Raw genomic sequence first — 15,885 nt, forward strand, 5'->3', positions numbered from 1 at the left:
TCCAGACCAGAAAGCAGAAAGGGAGTCCAGCGGTCTGAACTCCCCATTTGAACTGTTGTTTGGGACGCTTGAAAGACTGGAATGCCCAGTCAGTGATCGTCGTCGGCAGCACTCGGAGCCTGCCCAATGCCCAGCGCTTTTTTAGACTGTTTGAGCTGCTTCCAGAGCGATTTAATCTCTTGGTAGGTTTCTTCGGGCGAGAGTTTGCCGTTGGTTTCCAGACCGCACAGCAGGCTGACTCGGTGGGAAAACTCTTGCAGGTTGGCGTTGAACACCAGGTTTTCGGGTTTGACCGGGCCGTAGTAGCGGCTGCGCGGCGCGAAGAAATCAGAGTAATCAGCCATGAATGCCTCCTTGAGGGCTTAACGAGTTCTTAACCTGTGGTTAACCTAATTATCCCTAATTTTCAAGGCGATCGCCCACCTCTTAAGGCTTATTCAGGGATCGGGCATGTCATAGGCGCATTGCAGCAAGTCGTTTACGGCATAGCGCTTGGATAAAAACACGCCGGCCCCCGCCTCCAGCATCCCATCTCGGTTCAACGCCGTCTCTGACCAACAGCGTCCTGATAATTATCATAATTATCGAAGGATCTTTAAGCAGTCTGCACGCGACTGTTAGCTGGCTTCCTGGTCAATACAAAGTCTTTCTGTAACCATAGGACTTACGCATCTGGAGGATTGCTCGCGGACACAGCCAGCGAGAAATCTTCCAAAACCCAGAAAATTTATCGCAGGTGGTAAGTTCTGAAATAATAGCTTGAAGAAAAATTATGGGAATGCCCTGTGAAGTTAATAGCATCTTAAAGTTAAAGCCTTCTCAAGGCTATCCTTCTCCACTTGAGAAGGGAAAGAGATATTCTGCCCAAAAAGAGGGATATAGAATTGTTCCAATAGATGTTCCCATTCCTTTAGTGGATGAGGATTGGTTTGCTCATGCAGACATTAAAATTCACAAGCTTGTTTGGGAAAACGGAGTTACCAGTATAGATTTCGAGATTGATAGGATATACGAGTCTCCCTTTTTGACCAAAGCTTAAAAGATGATCAGGGCGCGATGTGAAACTGAAGTGGGGGACAGAAAAGTCCAACTGAATGATTCTAGAAATGCGACCTATCTAGACTGAGTGGGACTAGTATTTGTGGCTAATATTTGCGGCTAATATTTGGGACTAGTATTTGGGACTAGTATTTGGGACTAATATTTTTATCGAAATTAGTAAAAGTGGCGATCGCGCTTTGAACCCTTGCTGGCGATCGCTTTAAGTTTCGTTGCAAATCTGAGCCTTTGACGGGCGATCGCCCTCTTCCTGTGGTTTCTTGAAAGGGAACGAACACAGCCCTGATTTTTCTCGCAGGGTGGCAATGTTGTGATGGGTGGGCAGCAGGATGGATGGGTTTGGGCGATCGCCCCTGGGGTCTGGCAGAAGACGGCTGAACTGGCGCTGGGTTGGGCTGGCGATCGCGCTCTGTATCAGCCTTCTGGCAGTTGGACGAATGGGGCTAGCGCAGCAGCCGACCCATGTTTCGGTGCTGATTCAGGCCTTAGAGGGCACGCAATGGGCCTCGCTCATTCAGGAATTTGAGGCGCAAAATCCCGACATCAAGCTAGACGTGATCGAGGGCCCCAACGCCACCAATCTGGTCGAAGATCTCTACACCTCGTCGTTTTTGCTGGGCGACTCGCCCTACGACCTGGTGTATATGGATATCGTCTGGGTTCCCAAGTTTGCGGCGGCGGGCTGGCTGCTGGATTTGAGCGATCGCGCGGCCCAGAGCGACTTTTCGGATTTTCTAACCACCGACATCGACGGCGGCCGCTATCGCGACGGGCTATACCGCATTCCCCTCCGCTCTGATGCCGGAATGCTCTACTACCGCACCGACATTCTGGAACAGCTTGGGGCAACCCCGCCCGACACGTTTGACGAACTGCTGGAGATTTCCCGCGCCGCCAAGCAGGCCGGATTGGCCGATTGGGGCTATGTCTGGCAGGGACGGCAGTATGAAGGGCTGGCTGCGATGTTTGTAGAAATCTTGGAGGGCTTCGGCGCGTTTTGGGTGAACCCGGAGACGCGGGAGGTGGGGCTGGACGCTCCAGGGGCGATCGCCGCTGCGGAATTCCTCAAGCGCACCATCGATGAGGGCATTTCGCCCCCCGGCGTGACGACTTACCAAGAAAACGAAGCCCTGCGTCTGTTCCAAAGCGGCAACACGGTCTTTATGCGAAGCTGGCCCTACGCCTGGGCCCTCAGCAATACCGAAGATTCCGTCATTCGCGGCAAATTTGGCATCAAGCCGATGGTTCATGCCCCTGGCTTTGGCAGCGGCGCGTGCCAGGGCGGTTGGGGCTTTGGCATAGCCAAGACCAGTCGCCATCCCGACGAAGCGTGGCGCGTCATCGAGTTTTTCACCAGCACCGAAGCCCAGCGGCAGTTCATCCTGGAAAGCAGCTACGTCCCCACGAGGCGATCGCTCTTCACAGACCCCGCCATCGTCGAAAAATTCAGCCATTATCCCGCCCTGCTGCCCGTCCTCGATGCCACCGTGCTGCGTCCCCCTATCGGGCAATACGCCCAGGCATCCGACATCCTCCAGCGCTACCTCAGCGCCGCCATCACCGGCCGCAGTTCGCCCGCAGACGCAATGCAGGCAGCCGCAGCGGAAACCCGACGACTGTTAGGAACGTAACTCAGAAAACCCAGAAGCCCAGAAAGGCATAGATGAGGACAATAGATTAGGACGCAAGCCACCATCCCCGTTCGCACACCCAAAATCCAAAATCCAAAACCCAAAATCCAAAATCCCCATGCCCCAACCCACGCTCCAACAACGCAATCGCCGCACGGGCTGGCTGCTAGTGGCTCCGGCGCTGCTGCTGCTGGCGGTGGTGTATGCCTATCCGATTTTGCGGGCGTTTTGGCTGGGGCTGTTTACCCAAAACCTGGGAACCGAGCTTCAGCCCGTGTTTTCGGGCTTCGAGAATCTGGGGCGCATGGCAACGGACGGGCGCTTCTGGCAAAGCCTGGGCAATACAACCGTGTTCACGCTGGCCTCGCTAACGCTGGAGCTAATTTTGGGCATGGGCATGGCGCTGGTGCTAAATCAGGCGTTTCGCGGGCGGGGCTGGGTGCGGACGATCGCCATTTTGCCCTGGGCGCTGCCGACGGCGCTGATTGCCCTGGGCTGGGTGTGGATTTTCAACGACCAGTACGGCGTGTGGAATGACATCCTGATGCGGCTGGGCATTTTGCGATCGGGCGTGAACTGGCTGGGGGACCCGACGCTGGCCATGCTGGCGGTGATCGCGGCGGACGTGTGGAAGACGACCTCCTTTGTGGCGATTTTGCTGCTGGCGGGGTTGCAATCCATTCCGCAAGACCTCTACGAAGCCCATGCGATGGACGGGGCTACCCGCTGGCAGAGCTTCCGCCAGATTACGCTGCCACTGCTGATGCCGCAAATCGTGATTGCGTCGCTGTTTCGCTTTGCCCAGGCCTTTGGCATTTTTGACCTGGTGCAGGTGATGACGGGCGGCGGGCCGGCGGGCGCAACGGAAACGGTGTCTGTCTATATCTATGCCACGGTGATGCGCTATCTCGACTTTGGCTATGGCGCGGCGCTGGTGGTGGTGACGTTTTTGCTGCTGGTGGCGGTGGTGGCGATCGCCACGCTGCTCCTGTCCAAAGCCCGCAGTGCCTCAGGAGAAACAGGATGACGACTCAGACGACTCAGCCGATTTCGACCGATGCTCAGCGCAGTCAGCTCTCGTGGCGACAGGTGGGAATGAGCGGGGCGATCGCCCTCATCGTGATCCTCAGCCTCGCGCCCATCCTGTGGCAGGTGTTGACCTCGGTGAAAACAAACGCCGACATTTCCGCCGTGCCCAATGTCTACTTCCCCACCCGCTTCACACTCCAGCACTATGCGGAACTGTTCAGCCGCCGCCCGTTCCTCACCTATCTGCTGAACAGTCTGGTAATTGCGGTAATTTCCACCCTCCTGTGTCTGGCGATCGGCACACCCGCCGCTTACGCCCTGGCCCGGCTCAAGCTCCCCGGCGAAAATATTCTGCTGTCGCTGATCCTGATCGTCACGCTGTTTCCCTATATCCTGCTGTTTCTGGGACTGCTGGAGCTAGTGCGGGCGGCAGGTCTGGGCAACAACTACCTGGCGCTGATCATTCCCTACACTGCGATCAACCTGCCCCTGACGATTTTGGTGATGCGGAGCTTCTTTCAGCAGCTTCCCCGCGACCTAGAAGACTCCGCCAAGGTCGATGGCTACAATACGGGGCAAATGCTGACGCAAATCCTGCTGCCGCTCACCGCCCCTGCCCTGGTCACCACGGGCATTCTGGCGTTCATCTTCGCCTGGAACGAGTTTATCTTTGCGCTCACCTTCATCACCCGCGAGTCAATGAAAACCGTCCCCGTCGCCGCTGCCCAAATCGGCGGCACCAGCATCTTTGAAGTGCCCTACGGCCCCCTCGCCGCCGCCACCGTCGTCGGCACGCTGCCGCTGGTCGTGCTAGTCCTCCTGTTCCAGCGCCGCATCGTCCAGGGACTCACCTCCGGCGCGGTGAAGGGCTAATCCAGCGATCCTGGTCTAAACGAGGCAACTGAGCAGAGAATTTTGGATACTTAACTTGATACTTAAAATGTAGAATATGACTCCAAGAAATCTATGACGCTCACCCTCAACCTGTCACCAGAATTAGAACAATATCTTTTACAAGAAGCCAGTCAAAAAGGGCTTTCAGTTGAGGCATTAGCTTTGCAGCTTTTAACAGCGTCTATTTTGTTGAAACAGCGGCAAACCGAAGCCGTTAAATTGCTCCAGTCGTGGCTAGATGATGAAGACGTGGAAGAGCAACGGGAAACAGGACAATATTTGGTGGACGCATTAGACCATGATCGATTATCCGATCGCAGATTGTTTCCATCTGAATTAAAGGGGATTACTTGGTGAGCCGAGTCATCGTGTTAGACACCGGGCCATTGGGCTTAGCAACCAACCCGAAGCTCTCTGCTGAAAGCGCTGCCTGTACTCGATGGCTTCAAGCCCACCTCACATCTGGCAGTCAAGTTGTGATTCCAGAAATTGCAGATTATGAAGCTCGACGCGAACTATTACGCGCCAATAAACAGAAGGGAATTGCTCGTTTAGAGGATCTGGCTAAACTACTGGATTATTTGCCAATTACAACTATTGCGATGTGTCAGGCCGTCCAACTTTGGGCAGAAGCCCGTCAACAGGGTCAGCCTACGGCAGGCGATAAAACCATTGATGGAGACATGATTTTGATAGCTCAGGCAATGACTTTTTCGAGTTCGGGCGTAGTGATTGCAACTACAAACATCGGTCATTTATCAAAATTTATCTCTGCTGAACTATGGCAAAATATCGCGCCAACCTAAGGGTCAAATCAAACATCAGCCAAGCAGCTTGTACTCTCTAATTCCATATTTCTGCACCCCTAACTCCCATGTCTAAACTCGAATTGCGACACCTCAATAAAACCTACAGCGCCAGCGTGGTGCCTGTGAAAGATTTGAGTCTAGCGGTGGGAGACGGCGAGTTTTTGACGCTGCTGGGGCCGTCGGGCTGCGGCAAGTCTACGATTTTGCGGATGATTGCCGGACTGGAGCAGCCGACGCGGGGCGACGTGGTGATTGGCGATCGCCCCGTCACCCACATCCCACCGGGCGATCGCAACATTGCAATGGTCTTTCAGAGCTACGCCCTGTATCCGCACCTGTCGGTGTTCGACAACATTGCGTCGGGACTGAAGCTGCGGCGGGTTCCCCCAGAAGAAATTCGGCAGCGGGTCGCCTCTGCGTCCGAGGTGCTGGGGCTGGGCAACTTGCTAGACCGCAAGCCTGGTCAGCTTTCGGGGGGGCAGCGGCAGCGGGTGGCGCTGGGTCGGGCCCTCGTTCGGCAGCCAGAAGTCTTTTTGCTGGATGAGCCGCTGAGTAATCTCGATGCCCTGCTGCGCGAGCAGGTGCGGGCAGATCTAAAGCAGCTTTTTGCAGAACAGCAAGCCCCCGTCGTCTACGTCACCCACGACCAGACCGAAGCCATGACCCTTTCGACGAAGGTTGCCGTACTGAACAACGGCGAACTCCAGCAGCTCGCGCCGCCTGCGGAGATCTATCGCCACCCAGCTAATCGGTTTGTGGCAGGCTTCGTCGGCAGTCCCCAAATGAACCTGTTTGATCTCACCTGCGAAGCCGGGTTTGCCCTGCTCAACGATGCCAAAATTCCCCTGCCCGATCGCCTCAAGTCCCTTTCTGCCGTTACGCTCGGCATTCGTCCAGAGCAGGTGCGGCTGGCAAACGCCAGCGATCCAACCCTCCTTCGAGGCAGGGTATTTCTAACTGAGCATCTGGGCATGAGTAATCTGGTCAGCGTTCGCATTCCTGGCGCAAACGATCGCACGCTGCGGGCGCTGCTGCCGATGGATGCTCAGTGGAACTCAGACGAGATTGCGCTAGCGCTGCCGCTGGAATCCCTGCACTGGTTTGAGGCAGAAACGGGCGATCGCCTTTGATTAAAACGCCTTAGTTTTTACAAGGCAACTTTACAAAATTTGTCTAAGCAGACTTTAAATAAAGTGGTCAGGGCTGCCATTCTCCCCGGCTCATAATGAAAGCTTGAATGTTATCAGTCCCTAAACGGCTTCTGTTATATGCTTGCCACTGGCTAGTGAGAAGATAGATCTGTTGCTGGGATAGCTCCCAATCAGGAAAACCGATAGGAAGCGGGACAATGTGAGGCTGAACTTGATTGAAGTAAACCCAAGCCTTTACTTTTGGATATTGGGCGAGACTATTGATAGCATCTGTAATCCACTGATTGATTGCATCTTCAGAGCCAGCCACGCCTACCTCACTAATAATCATCGGCTTATTAAAGTGATTGGCAATCCAATATTTCTCGGAAATTAGCTTGGAAAAAGAAGGAAGCTGGTTTGAGTTTTGAGTATTCCACTCCTTCGTGGCATAGAGAGAAATTCCGACAAAATCTACATAATCTGAACCTGGGTAGTATGATCGAGCAGAGCGATTGCCAGCAGGAGACCATACCCAAAAAACATTGCTTAGACCAAGCCGACGCGCATAGTCAACCACATAATGATAGACCCGGATGTAATTACTGCTGTCTTCTTTTGACCAGGGATACTGACCTACCATTTCCATTTCATGTGCCCATCTAAACAGCACTTTCTGAGGATATTGCTGCTTCAGCACATTCAAAACTCGCTCGATAGTTCTGTCATACTTGCCAGATAAAATGTCTTGGAACAATGTTTCATTTGTCATACCATTCCAGTTCCAAGGCCACGGTTCCAGTGTAATCATCGGCAAACGATGATTATGTCGCGCTGATTTCAAAGCTTCGTCTAGCTCTCTCGCATTATCTAAACGCCAGGGAACAAAGTGATGCTCGATTAACACTTCTGGATGCTGAAACGCTTGGTGCGGATCGTACACACCAAATGCGATGCTGTGTCGATTCATAACTTGGACTGTGTTGGCCAGCTTAATAAATAGGAAAGCCCCAACGATCCCAAGCAAAAGAGCCTTGATAAGTCGGGTCATACGTTTTGTTCCTATTTCTAGATCTATGACACTTCAAAGACTGTAATTGTGTTTACAGGCAGAGTCAACGGCTGGCTGGAAATCGCTCCAAAAGACATAGTTCCCCAACTAAGACCTGACTCACTAATCTGATAAACTCTAACGGGTAAATCAGGATTGTAAGGGGATTCCCAGCCCTGGAAAAAGAGTTGTATAGTCTGGTCTTGCATCGATCGATTAACCAGAGAAAATGCGTCCCAACCTTCAGCATTAGTAGCATAGACGCTAATCGCTTGCTCATCAGTTGAAGATGCAGCAACTACATTGCCTAACAGTAAATCATTGTAAAGCTGAAAAACGTAAGACGACGGACGGCGCTCCCACTCGCCAAACGGGCTTAGCTTGCCATACCAGCCATCTGCTTCGGCCCAAGCTAAAGTCCCTGTTGCGCCTGAACGAGTAATTGATGCAAGTGCTAGAGCGTCATAAACGGCTCCAACAACATTATTCATTCTAGGATCAGGCGGTCTGTAGCTTAAATTAAACTCGTTGTGAAATGTCTCAATCGGACGATCGCCATATTTCTGCAAAACCCATCGGATTGTAGCAGTGCGGCTGCCGAGAGTGTTGGCACTGTCCCAAATAGAGGTATTTGAGTCTTCGAGACTCCCACTTGTATAAGAGTGATAGGACACAAAATCTAGGTGAGGATAGGCAACTTCAATAAATGGGTTCACAAGATCTAATCGATCTGGCCAGGTAAAGCTCGGCCCACCTACTTTGATCGTTGGATCAACTGCTTTCATTGCAGTGGCAGCACGGACATAGATCTCAGCTAGCTGACGCATTGCTTCTGGTGAACTATAAATTTGATCCATTTCATTTAGCACTTCCCAGTAAACAACGCCGCGCTTTTGTTCGAGATTAATAATCCGAACTAAATCAGCACAAAACTCTGCATAGGCATCAATCATCTCAGGGCGCAGCCGACCTACTGAAACCAACAACTCTTCCGGCACATCAGGCAGCGACAAAGGGCGATCGCCCTCTGCCGCTAAAAATTTTGGCCAGTTTGCAATATTTATCTTCAGCATTGGATTTCCGTCGAAGGGTGCATCCATTGCCAAAGCAATCTTGTCTCGATCCCAGCGGTAGTCTGCATTGTCAGGAGAAATGACCCAGCCATTCACATTCGTCCACGCATCTTTCATCTGATCTGCATGGTGATATCGGAAAAAACCGGCTTTCATCGTTGCCAGTTGTCTCCGATAAACAGGATCACCGACTTGCTTTCCAGCAATGTAAGGATTGAAGCCCTGCTTAAGATTCAGCCCATAGCTCTGTTTAGTTGCGATCGCCCCAGTTTCATAGCCCCAGTCAATACCTACCAGCACGATTTTTTCATCAGGCTGGCCATTGGGGGTAAACGTGAGATGGGGAATATCTTTGGAAACTGGGGAAGCAACTTCTGGCGCTAGCTCTACTAATCGATCGGAAAGTTGATGCTCTGAACCAAGAACGAGGCTCGTATCAGCCCCGCCCTCTGGGAGCGGCATGTCTTGAATGACAAGTAAATCATTTGTATTACTAGATCCAATCAGCTCGTTCGTACTATCTGCACCCATGTCTGTTTGAGTCCTAACTATGAACCGAAATTTCTACCCTTACCTTCCCTTGATGTTCGTTGTGGGATGCAACAAGAACTATTACGTCAGACTAGACCCAGTAGATTTACGGTAATCGTCGCAAACTTCATGAAGAAATTGGGGTTGTGGAAGCGTGTAGAAGAAGAAAATTTATAGAAAATTTACATAAAGTATCCTGTTTAACAAGGGTGTGTAAATTCTTGGCTTATTCTCTCTGTTAGGGAACAAAACTTTTCGCGCATCTGGTATCTATGCAATATCAAGTTCTTCAGTGAATTCCCTGATTCTTGATTGGGGCTTGCATTCTGGATGCATGTCTGGTGCTGCAACCCCTTGGTTCAAATAAAGGTTATGAGAGCTATGAATATTTCGGCGGCTTTGGAGCATCTACTGGTTCATTTTGAGGAGTTTCATCACAAGCAGTTTTTTAAGCAGTTTGATTGTGCAAGAGGACATGGAGCGGGTGGCAGCAGATTTTCTGGAAGTCCTTTTAAGCTGATCATGCTCTATGTATAAGAGGCTACCTAATCTGTTCCAGCTGCATCCCTGTGAGATGGCAACGCTTTTTCGGAGGAATCTTGATGTTGGCTTTACATGGTTTTTTTAGATGATCTCACTATGCCTCTCAACAGTTTTTGAGGCATTTCCTGGAGTCACCTTGTTAGGCTATGGCAAGATTTCCTATTTACTCATTTGCGAGAGCCGGAAGTTTGAGATAAACCCAGTTTTAGCGCTATTGAATAGATGCAGCCTAAAGTGCATCAACTGGTGCAAATTCTTCACGCTTTTGACATAGTTTCAATGTCCTTTCTTTGTGAGCTTTCTTCAAGTTGATCTGGCTGCCAAGCTGAACTAGAAGCGCAAGATTAATTTGCGGCTTTTTGCTGCGAACTAGCATTTTTATTACTTTCAAAACACCATAGACAAGTGATCTTATCTGAGAAGCTTTGGATAAGTTTTTGAACGATCGCTGCTCGATCTCTTGCCCTCTGTGCGCTTTATCAAGCTAGTTTTATCTCTCTTTTTTGAGCCTTCTTGCTTTCGAGGAGTTTGGCTTTTGACGTAGCTACTAAGCTTTTTATCTGGGCGCGTTTATGACAGTTAGATTACAGACAAAATCTCGTGCTATTTCTCTGCTTGTTTCAGAACAAGAAGTTCTGCTGGTGGACGTATTATCTCAGCGAGACAAAGTGATTTTCCTAAGTCTGGTAGGGATTTGGGCGATCGCCTTGGTTTGGTTTTGGGCTTGGTGGCTTCAGACCGAGAATCGCGTTAGCGTATCGGGAACTGTGATCACAAGCTTGCTGATAGCTTGGAATACCCTGCTCCCAGGCTATTACTTCTTTTTTGCCGCACAGATGAAGCGGTCTAATCCAAAAATCGCCTTGCCTTCCAATTGGCGTGTGGCGATGGTAGTTACAAAGGCTCCTTCAGAGCCGTGGGCGATTGTTCGCAAGACTCTTGAAGCAATGCTCAGCCAGTCTCATCCTCATGACACCTGGCTTGCAGATGAAGATCCGCAGCCCGAAACAATTGCTTGGTGTCGCAAGCATCGAGTTAGAATCTCAACCCGAAAAGGCATTCAAGAGTATCATCGGTCGAACTGGCCTAGACGCACCAAGTGCAAAGAGGGAAATTTAGCTTACTTTTATGACAAGTATGGATATGAGAAGTACGATTTTGTTGCCCAACTAGATGCCGATCATGTTCCAGAACCGGGCTATCTGAAGGCGATGTTGCGCCCGTTCGTTGATCCAAAAGTTGGCTATGTCGCGGCACCCAGTATTTGCGATGCTAATGCTCATGAGAGTTGGGTTGTGAACGCGCGGTTATTTGCAGAGGCTACCCTGCATGGCTCTTTGCAGGCAGGCTACAACAACGGCTGGGCACCGCTTTGTATTGGTAGTCACTACGCAGTGCGGACTGCGGCACTGAAAGAGATTGGCGGGCTGGGGGCCGAGCTAGCCGAGGATCACACCACAACATTGATGATGAATTCCTACGGCTGGAAGGGGGTTTTTGCCTTTGATGCAGAGGCGCATGGAGACGGCCCCGGCTGCTTTGCCGATTTTTTGGTGCAGGAATATCAGTGGTCGCGCAGTCTGATGATGGTTTTGCTGGCTATTACGCCTCGCTATTGGCGAGGGTTGACACCCCGCCTCAAGTTTCAGTTTCTCTTTGCCCAGGTTTGGTATCCGATTTTTGGGTTGACGATTTTGGCGGGTGTGCTGATGCCGCCGATCGCGCTGATTTTTGATATGCCGTGGGTTCAGGTGAGTTGGCTGGAGTTTGTAGCAAGGTCTACAGTGCTGTCTTTGGCGTGTTTGCTGCCTGTGGCGTGGGTTGCGACGCGGGGCTGCTTGCGCCCACACAACGCAAAGATTGTCAGTTGGGAGATGTTATTGTTTCAGTTTGCGCGCTGGCCTTGGATTTTGGCGGGCGTATTCAATGCAACTGTGAGCTGGATCTTGCAGAAAGAGCTGCCATTTCGCGTTACGCCCAAGGGGGCAAATGCGCCGAAGCCGCTGCCTTTCAAAGTGCTGACGCCTTATTTATTACTGGCTGTGGTTGCAGGGCTTACAGTAATTGCGGTGGATAACGTGATTCACGCAAAGGGCTACTATTTTTTGACCTTGCTGAATGCAGGAATCTACATTGGGCTAGCGCTAGCGATTGTGTGGCTTCATGTTCGTGAAAATGCGAACCATGCTAAGAAGTTGCCTCGGTACTTGCCGCAGAAATTGGCGATCGCCCTCTCAGCGCTGCTCATGCTGTTTGCCGTTGGGCTGCGGATGAGTGATGGGGTGGAGGTGATGGCCAGGAATGCGCCGCTTCCTCGGTCGATGTTTGGAAACTTTCTGCGATAGGTGCTAGAAGCGTCTAGTTCAGAAGCATGTTTGTCAGATCTGTCTTGTTTAGTGTGGTGTTGGCTGGTGCTGGTTTAGGCGTATTGGCTTTGTCGGTTTTGGCTCAGGAGCCTCGATCAGCCTCCCTAGGATTGTTGGTCGCCCAAGATTTGTCTCCAAGCCTGGTGATAGAACCAGCCGAATCATCAGGTTCTTCTGATACGCAGGCGCAACTGATTGACCAGCAGTTGCAGACTGCGGCAGAGTTAGAGGCTCAGGGCGATCTAAATGGCGCGATCGCCCTCTATGAGTCTGTTTTGGCGCGATCGCCGCAGAATTACACGGCCCGCATGAGGCTTTCCACCCTGTATTCTTACACCCAGCAATATGACCGTAGCCTGCAACTGTTGGATCAGCTCGTTGCGGAGTATCCGGATTGGGTAGACCTCCAGATACAGCGGGCGGAGGTCACTAGTTGGTCAGGAGACTACGATCGAGCCATCCAGCTTTATCGCCAGATTGTTGAGCAAGATCCAGAAAATCTAGCGGTGCAGTTGGGGTTAGCTGAGGTTTTGAGCTGGTCTGGTCAGTACTTTGAGGCTTTTACGGCCTACGGAGCCGTATTGCAGCGCCAGCCTGAAAATTTATCAGCCCAGCTTGGGCAGGCGCAGGTGAGACTCTGGGACGGGCGGAGTCAGGAGGCGATCGCCCGCTATCAGTATATTTTGGAGCGATTGCCTGACTCTGTAGAGGCGAGGATTGGTTTGGCCAAGGCTTATCAGTTTACCGGGCAAATCTCTGAGGCTCTTGATACGCTGCAACCACTCATCGATTCGCAGCATCCAGAAGCGCTGGCGATCGCCCGCGAGATCCGCACCATTCGGGCTGACACTGAGTTTCGCTGGCGATTTACCAGTAATGGCGAAGAGTCCCAGCTTGTGCAACAGACTATACGGTTTCCGGTCTCTGGGAGCGACCTAGTTCCAACCGTTCGGCTTGGTTTTACCAACTTTGAGCAGTCTGGATTTGAACCCCTCCAGAACTATTGGCTAGATCTGGGCGTTGAGACACGCTTTGCGCCCTACAGCCTCCAGGCTTTTATCGGCGCTGATCTGTTTAGCCGAGAAGACCCCACCTTTCGCTTTAATTCAGCGCTCAACGTGGCAGTGTCTCCCAATCTTAGCCTGGGAGCTAACTTGCGCTACGGGGCTTACAAAGAAAATGTACAAGCCCTTGAAAATCAAATTACGGCTTTTCGCGCTGAGCCAACGCTGTATTGGGAAATTGGTCGAGACACAAGCCTGTTTCTGTCTTACACACTGGGCTTGTATAGCGACGGCAATACAGAAAATCAAGCGTTGCTATATCTTCGGCAGGAGCTAGGCGATTTCTATCTTGCGGGGACGCTGCTGTATTGGAGCTATGCGGACGACTTCAACAACGGCTACTTTGCGCCGCCCGACTATTTTCTATATCTGGGCGAGGTTGGCTGGCAAGGACGCATCTTTGACCCGCTAGAGTGCCAAATCTCTGCCGCTCTGGGCCGACAGCAATATGATGAGACTAGCGATCGCAGCTATGTAGTGCGATCGCGCTGCACGATCACTTTTTCTGAAAGTACCCAGCTTGATTTGAGCTACAGCCTGACAAATAGCGCTCGGTTGCAGGGTAGTTCCAGCCCTGACTCGGTTCAGCAAACTATCCAGGGACTGCTCCGGTATCGGTTTTGACGTTGAACAGTCCCATACCAGAAACTGGTGCAGGGAGCTTTTGGAAAAAGTGTCGGGTCAGGGCAGTCCGATGAGTAAATTAGCTTAACACCCGTAGCTTAACACCCGGCATCGCCCACGACCGGAACCTCCGCCGTCGCCCCATCCCGCTCGACCCGAATCGTGCCATCGGCGATCCCCACGCTTTCGATTTCGCCTTTTGCGCCTAGCGTCACGGTGACAGTTGCGGTGATGGTTCCGTCGGCGCTGCGAAACACCTGGGTCGTTTTTTGTCCATAGAAATCTTGCCCGCTGCCATCGACTCGGCGAAACGCCACCAAGTTGCCGTCAATCAGCATCCGCATCGACCCGTCTTCGATGCCGTTGAAAAAGACGTATTGCTCGCGGGATGTGCGGTCTGCCTTCCAGAGCGCCATCCCACAGCCGTAGAGGTTGTTTTCTGCAAGAGAAAACTCGCCCACACGGGGCGCAGGAGCCATCGGCGGCGTTTCAGGATTAGTTCCAACCTCGCCCGCCAGCCCACAGCCTGCCAGCAGGAAGGACATTAGCGCTGCGGTCAGTCGTTGTTTCATTACAGGTTCCCCAGTCTCCAGACTCCAGTAATAGTTATTAAACTCGCATAGACGCATCAAGCAAAGCCCCGGTTTCCTACAACGAGAAAAACCGGGGCCTGCGAGAAACCGTAGGGTTTGTAGCTACTCAGCAGACACAGCACTGGCATCGGCGGCTTCGGGGGCGATCGCCGTTCCAGTTGAGGGCGAATCTGGCTCCTTAAAGACGATCCGCAGCAGGGCAGGCGCAATGAAGGTCGTGCCGATCACCATCACGATAATGGCAGCCTCCAGCGACTTTGACAGCACACCCGTCGCGGAACCCACACCCACAAACACCAGACCGACCTCGCCCCGGGGCACCATGCCCACGCCAATCGCCAATCGGTTAATCCCCGGCTTGCCAAACACGCCCAACCCCGTTACCAGCTTGCCCAAAAACGCAACTGCCAACAGGAAAATTGCAATAATCAGCCCTTCACGGTTCTCCGGGTTAAATGGGTTCAGCACGCTGACATCGGTACGCGCTCCTACCACCACAAAGAAAATGGGCACGAGCATATCGGCGATCGGGATAATTTGCTCTTCTAGCTCTTCCCGCTTTTCGGTTTCCGCCAGAACCAGCCCCGCCGCAAACGCACCCAAGATTCCTTCTAGCTGAATGGCTGCACCGATATAGGCAAGTCCGAAAGCAAAAATCAGCGAGGCAATCAGCAACTGCCCCCGCGTTTTCAGTCGATCCACCAGCGCCACAAAGAAGGGGCTGAGCAATCGTCCCAAAAAGATGGAGCCGATGAGAAACACGGCCGCGCTGACCACCAGGTAAATCACGTTGCCGATTTGGACTTCGCCCGTCTTGGCCAGACTAGCGACCACTGCCAGCACGATAATGCCCAGCACATCGTCCAACACCGCCGCGCCGATAATGATCTGACCTTCGGGCGAACTCAGCTTCTGGATTTCTGCCAGCACTTTGGCAGTGATGCCGATGCTGGTCGCCGTCAGCGCGGCTCCGGCAAAAATGGCGGGCACCGTCGGCACCCCAAACAGCAGCATGAGTCCGGCTGTACCTGCGGCAAAGGGAACCACGACCCCAATCACAGCGACGACCGCCGCCTGGGGGCCGACGCGGATGAGTTCCTTCAAATCGGACTCTAGCCCAATTTCAAACAGCAGGATGATAACCCCAATTTCGGCTAGCACTGAGATGACTTCGCTCTCTGCCTGAAAAACGCCGCCTGCCGCCTCAGTGCCAACGCCGCTTGTTGCCTCAATCAGCCGCATAATCAGGGAGCCAGATTCCTGGAACCCGCTTTCGGGAAACACCAGCAGATGGAGGGCCGATACCCCGACCACCACGCCGCCAATTAGCTCTCCTAGCACCGGGGGTAGCCCCACGCGGACGCAGAGTTCGCCGCCTGCCTTGGCCGCCAGATAGACCACAATCAGGCTGACTAATACGCTACCGAGAACAAAGGTTGCTTCCTCCGGAGAAGCAGACTCGGCGACCACCGAGAAGGCATTTTGGGA

14 protein-coding genes are annotated in these 15,885 nt (G+C 52.3%); 9 read left to right on the forward strand and 5 right to left on the reverse strand.

The window, feature by feature from the left end:
• Positions 1–89: 89 nt before the first annotated feature.
• The gene (locus tag IGS51_RS12200) at positions 90–344 is read right to left on the reverse strand and encodes a hypothetical protein (RefSeq protein ID WP_172357414.1); all 255 of its coding nucleotides are present in this window, start codon (positions 342–344) and stop codon (positions 90–92) included.
• Positions 345–772: 428 nt separating this feature from the next.
• On the opposite strand from IGS51_RS12200, the gene IGS51_RS12205 reads away from it, so the two are divergent.
• From IGS51_RS12205 to IGS51_RS12235, 7 genes are all read left to right on the forward strand, one after another.
• A complete protein-coding gene (locus IGS51_RS12205; protein WP_297078637.1) occupies positions 773–1,039 on the forward strand; it encodes a DUF2584 family protein in 267 nt (88 codons plus the stop codon).
• Positions 1,040–1,388: 349 nt separating this feature from the next.
• Positions 1,389–2,690 carry an ABC transporter substrate-binding protein gene (locus tag IGS51_RS12210; RefSeq protein WP_297078638.1) on the forward strand — a complete coding sequence of 434 codons (1,302 nt, stop codon included), beginning with the start codon at positions 1,389–1,391 and terminating at the stop codon, positions 2,688–2,690.
• A 118-nt stretch (positions 2,691–2,808) separates the two neighbouring features.
• Positions 2,809–3,717 (forward strand): carbohydrate ABC transporter permease, encoded by a 909-nt coding sequence (locus IGS51_RS12215; protein WP_297078639.1) that lies wholly within the window; start codon positions 2,809–2,811, stop codon positions 3,715–3,717.
• The gene (locus tag IGS51_RS12220; protein ID WP_297078640.1) at positions 3,714–4,592 is read left to right on the forward strand and encodes a carbohydrate ABC transporter permease; all 879 of its coding nucleotides are present in this window, start codon (positions 3,714–3,716) and stop codon (positions 4,590–4,592) included. Before IGS51_RS12215 ends, IGS51_RS12220 begins: the two co-directional genes overlap by 4 nt.
• Positions 4,593–4,685: 93 nt before the next feature.
• On the forward strand, positions 4,686–4,970 hold the full coding sequence (locus IGS51_RS12225) for a hypothetical protein (protein ID WP_297078641.1): 285 nt from the start codon (positions 4,686–4,688) through the stop codon (positions 4,968–4,970).
• Positions 4,967–5,419: a nuclease gene (locus IGS51_RS12230; RefSeq protein ID WP_367279330.1), complete on the forward strand. Its 453-nt coding sequence runs from the start codon at positions 4,967–4,969 to the stop codon at positions 5,417–5,419. The genes IGS51_RS12225 and IGS51_RS12230 overlap by 4 nt, the downstream gene beginning before the upstream one ends.
• A 68-nt stretch (positions 5,420–5,487) precedes the next feature.
• The gene (locus tag IGS51_RS12235) at positions 5,488–6,552 is read left to right on the forward strand and encodes an ABC transporter ATP-binding protein (protein WP_297078643.1); all 1,065 of its coding nucleotides are present in this window, start codon (positions 5,488–5,490) and stop codon (positions 6,550–6,552) included.
• A 67-nt stretch (positions 6,553–6,619) separates the two neighbouring features.
• Here the strand turns inward: IGS51_RS12235 and IGS51_RS12240 are convergent, their stop codons facing one another.
• Positions 6,620–7,603, reverse strand: a complete 984-nt coding sequence (locus IGS51_RS12240) for a glycoside hydrolase family 26 protein (protein ID WP_297078644.1) — start codon at positions 7,601–7,603, stop codon at positions 6,620–6,622.
• 23 nt (positions 7,604–7,626) lie between these two features.
• On the reverse strand, positions 7,627–9,207 hold the full coding sequence (locus tag IGS51_RS12245; RefSeq protein WP_297078645.1) for a hypothetical protein: 1,581 nt from the start codon (positions 9,205–9,207) through the stop codon (positions 7,627–7,629).
• 1,430 nt (positions 9,208–10,637) lie between these two features.
• Between IGS51_RS12245 and IGS51_RS12250 the strand changes: the two genes are divergently transcribed.
• Positions 10,638–12,095 (forward strand): glycosyltransferase family 2 protein, encoded by a 1,458-nt coding sequence (locus IGS51_RS12250; RefSeq protein ID WP_297078646.1) that lies wholly within the window; start codon positions 10,638–10,640, stop codon positions 12,093–12,095.
• A gap of 164 nt (positions 12,096–12,259) precedes the next feature.
• The gene (locus IGS51_RS12255) at positions 12,260–13,804 is read left to right on the forward strand and encodes a tetratricopeptide repeat protein (RefSeq protein WP_297078647.1); all 1,545 of its coding nucleotides are present in this window, start codon (positions 12,260–12,262) and stop codon (positions 13,802–13,804) included.
• Positions 13,805–13,902: 98 nt separating this feature from the next.
• Here IGS51_RS12255 and IGS51_RS12260 read toward each other — a convergent pair whose 3' ends face one another.
• Both IGS51_RS12260 and IGS51_RS12265 read right to left on the reverse strand, forming a co-directional pair.
• Entirely contained in the window at positions 13,903–14,376 is a 474-nt protein-coding gene (locus IGS51_RS12260) for a hypothetical protein (RefSeq protein WP_297078648.1), read from the reverse strand.
• A gap of 123 nt (positions 14,377–14,499) precedes the next feature.
• The gene (locus IGS51_RS12265) at positions 14,500–15,867 is read right to left on the reverse strand and encodes a cation:proton antiporter (RefSeq protein WP_297078649.1); all 1,368 of its coding nucleotides are present in this window, start codon (positions 15,865–15,867) and stop codon (positions 14,500–14,502) included.
• Between the last annotated feature and the right edge of the window lie 18 nt (positions 15,868–15,885).

This window comes from Thermoleptolyngbya sp. M55_K2018_002, assembly GCF_015295965.1.
Taxonomy (GTDB): domain Bacteria; phylum Cyanobacteriota; class Cyanobacteriia; order Elainellales; family Elainellaceae; genus Thermoleptolyngbya; species Thermoleptolyngbya sichuanensis.

Bases quoted from the DNA above. Each gene is read 5' to 3' on its own strand.
- IGS51_RS12205 (WP_297078637.1), top strand. From the start codon at position 773: ATGGGAATGCCCTGTGAAGTTAATAGCATCTTAAAGTTAAAGCCTTCT.
- IGS51_RS12260 (WP_297078648.1), bottom strand. From the start codon at position 14,376: ATGAAACAACGACTGACCGCAGCGCTAATGTCCTTCCTGCTGGCAGGC.
- IGS51_RS12245 (WP_297078645.1), bottom strand. From the start codon at position 9,207: ATGGGTGCAGATAGTACGAACGAGCTGATTGGATCTAGTAATACAAAT.
- IGS51_RS12250 (WP_297078646.1), top strand. From the start codon at position 10,638: ATGGTAGTTACAAAGGCTCCTTCAGAGCCGTGGGCGATTGTTCGCAAG.
- IGS51_RS12225 (WP_297078641.1), top strand. From the start codon at position 4,686: ATGACGCTCACCCTCAACCTGTCACCAGAATTAGAACAATATCTTTTA.
- IGS51_RS12200 (WP_172357414.1), bottom strand. From the start codon at position 344: ATGGCTGATTACTCTGATTTCTTCGCGCCGCGCAGCCGCTACTACGGC.
- IGS51_RS12240 (WP_297078644.1), bottom strand. From the start codon at position 7,603: ATGACCCGACTTATCAAGGCTCTTTTGCTTGGGATCGTTGGGGCTTTC.
- IGS51_RS12220 (WP_297078640.1), top strand. From the start codon at position 3,714: ATGACGACTCAGACGACTCAGCCGATTTCGACCGATGCTCAGCGCAGT.
- IGS51_RS12235 (WP_297078643.1), top strand. From the start codon at position 5,488: ATGTCTAAACTCGAATTGCGACACCTCAATAAAACCTACAGCGCCAGC.
- IGS51_RS12210 (WP_297078638.1), top strand. From the start codon at position 1,389: ATGGATGGGTTTGGGCGATCGCCCCTGGGGTCTGGCAGAAGACGGCTG.
- IGS51_RS12215 (WP_297078639.1), top strand. From the start codon at position 2,809: ATGCCCCAACCCACGCTCCAACAACGCAATCGCCGCACGGGCTGGCTG.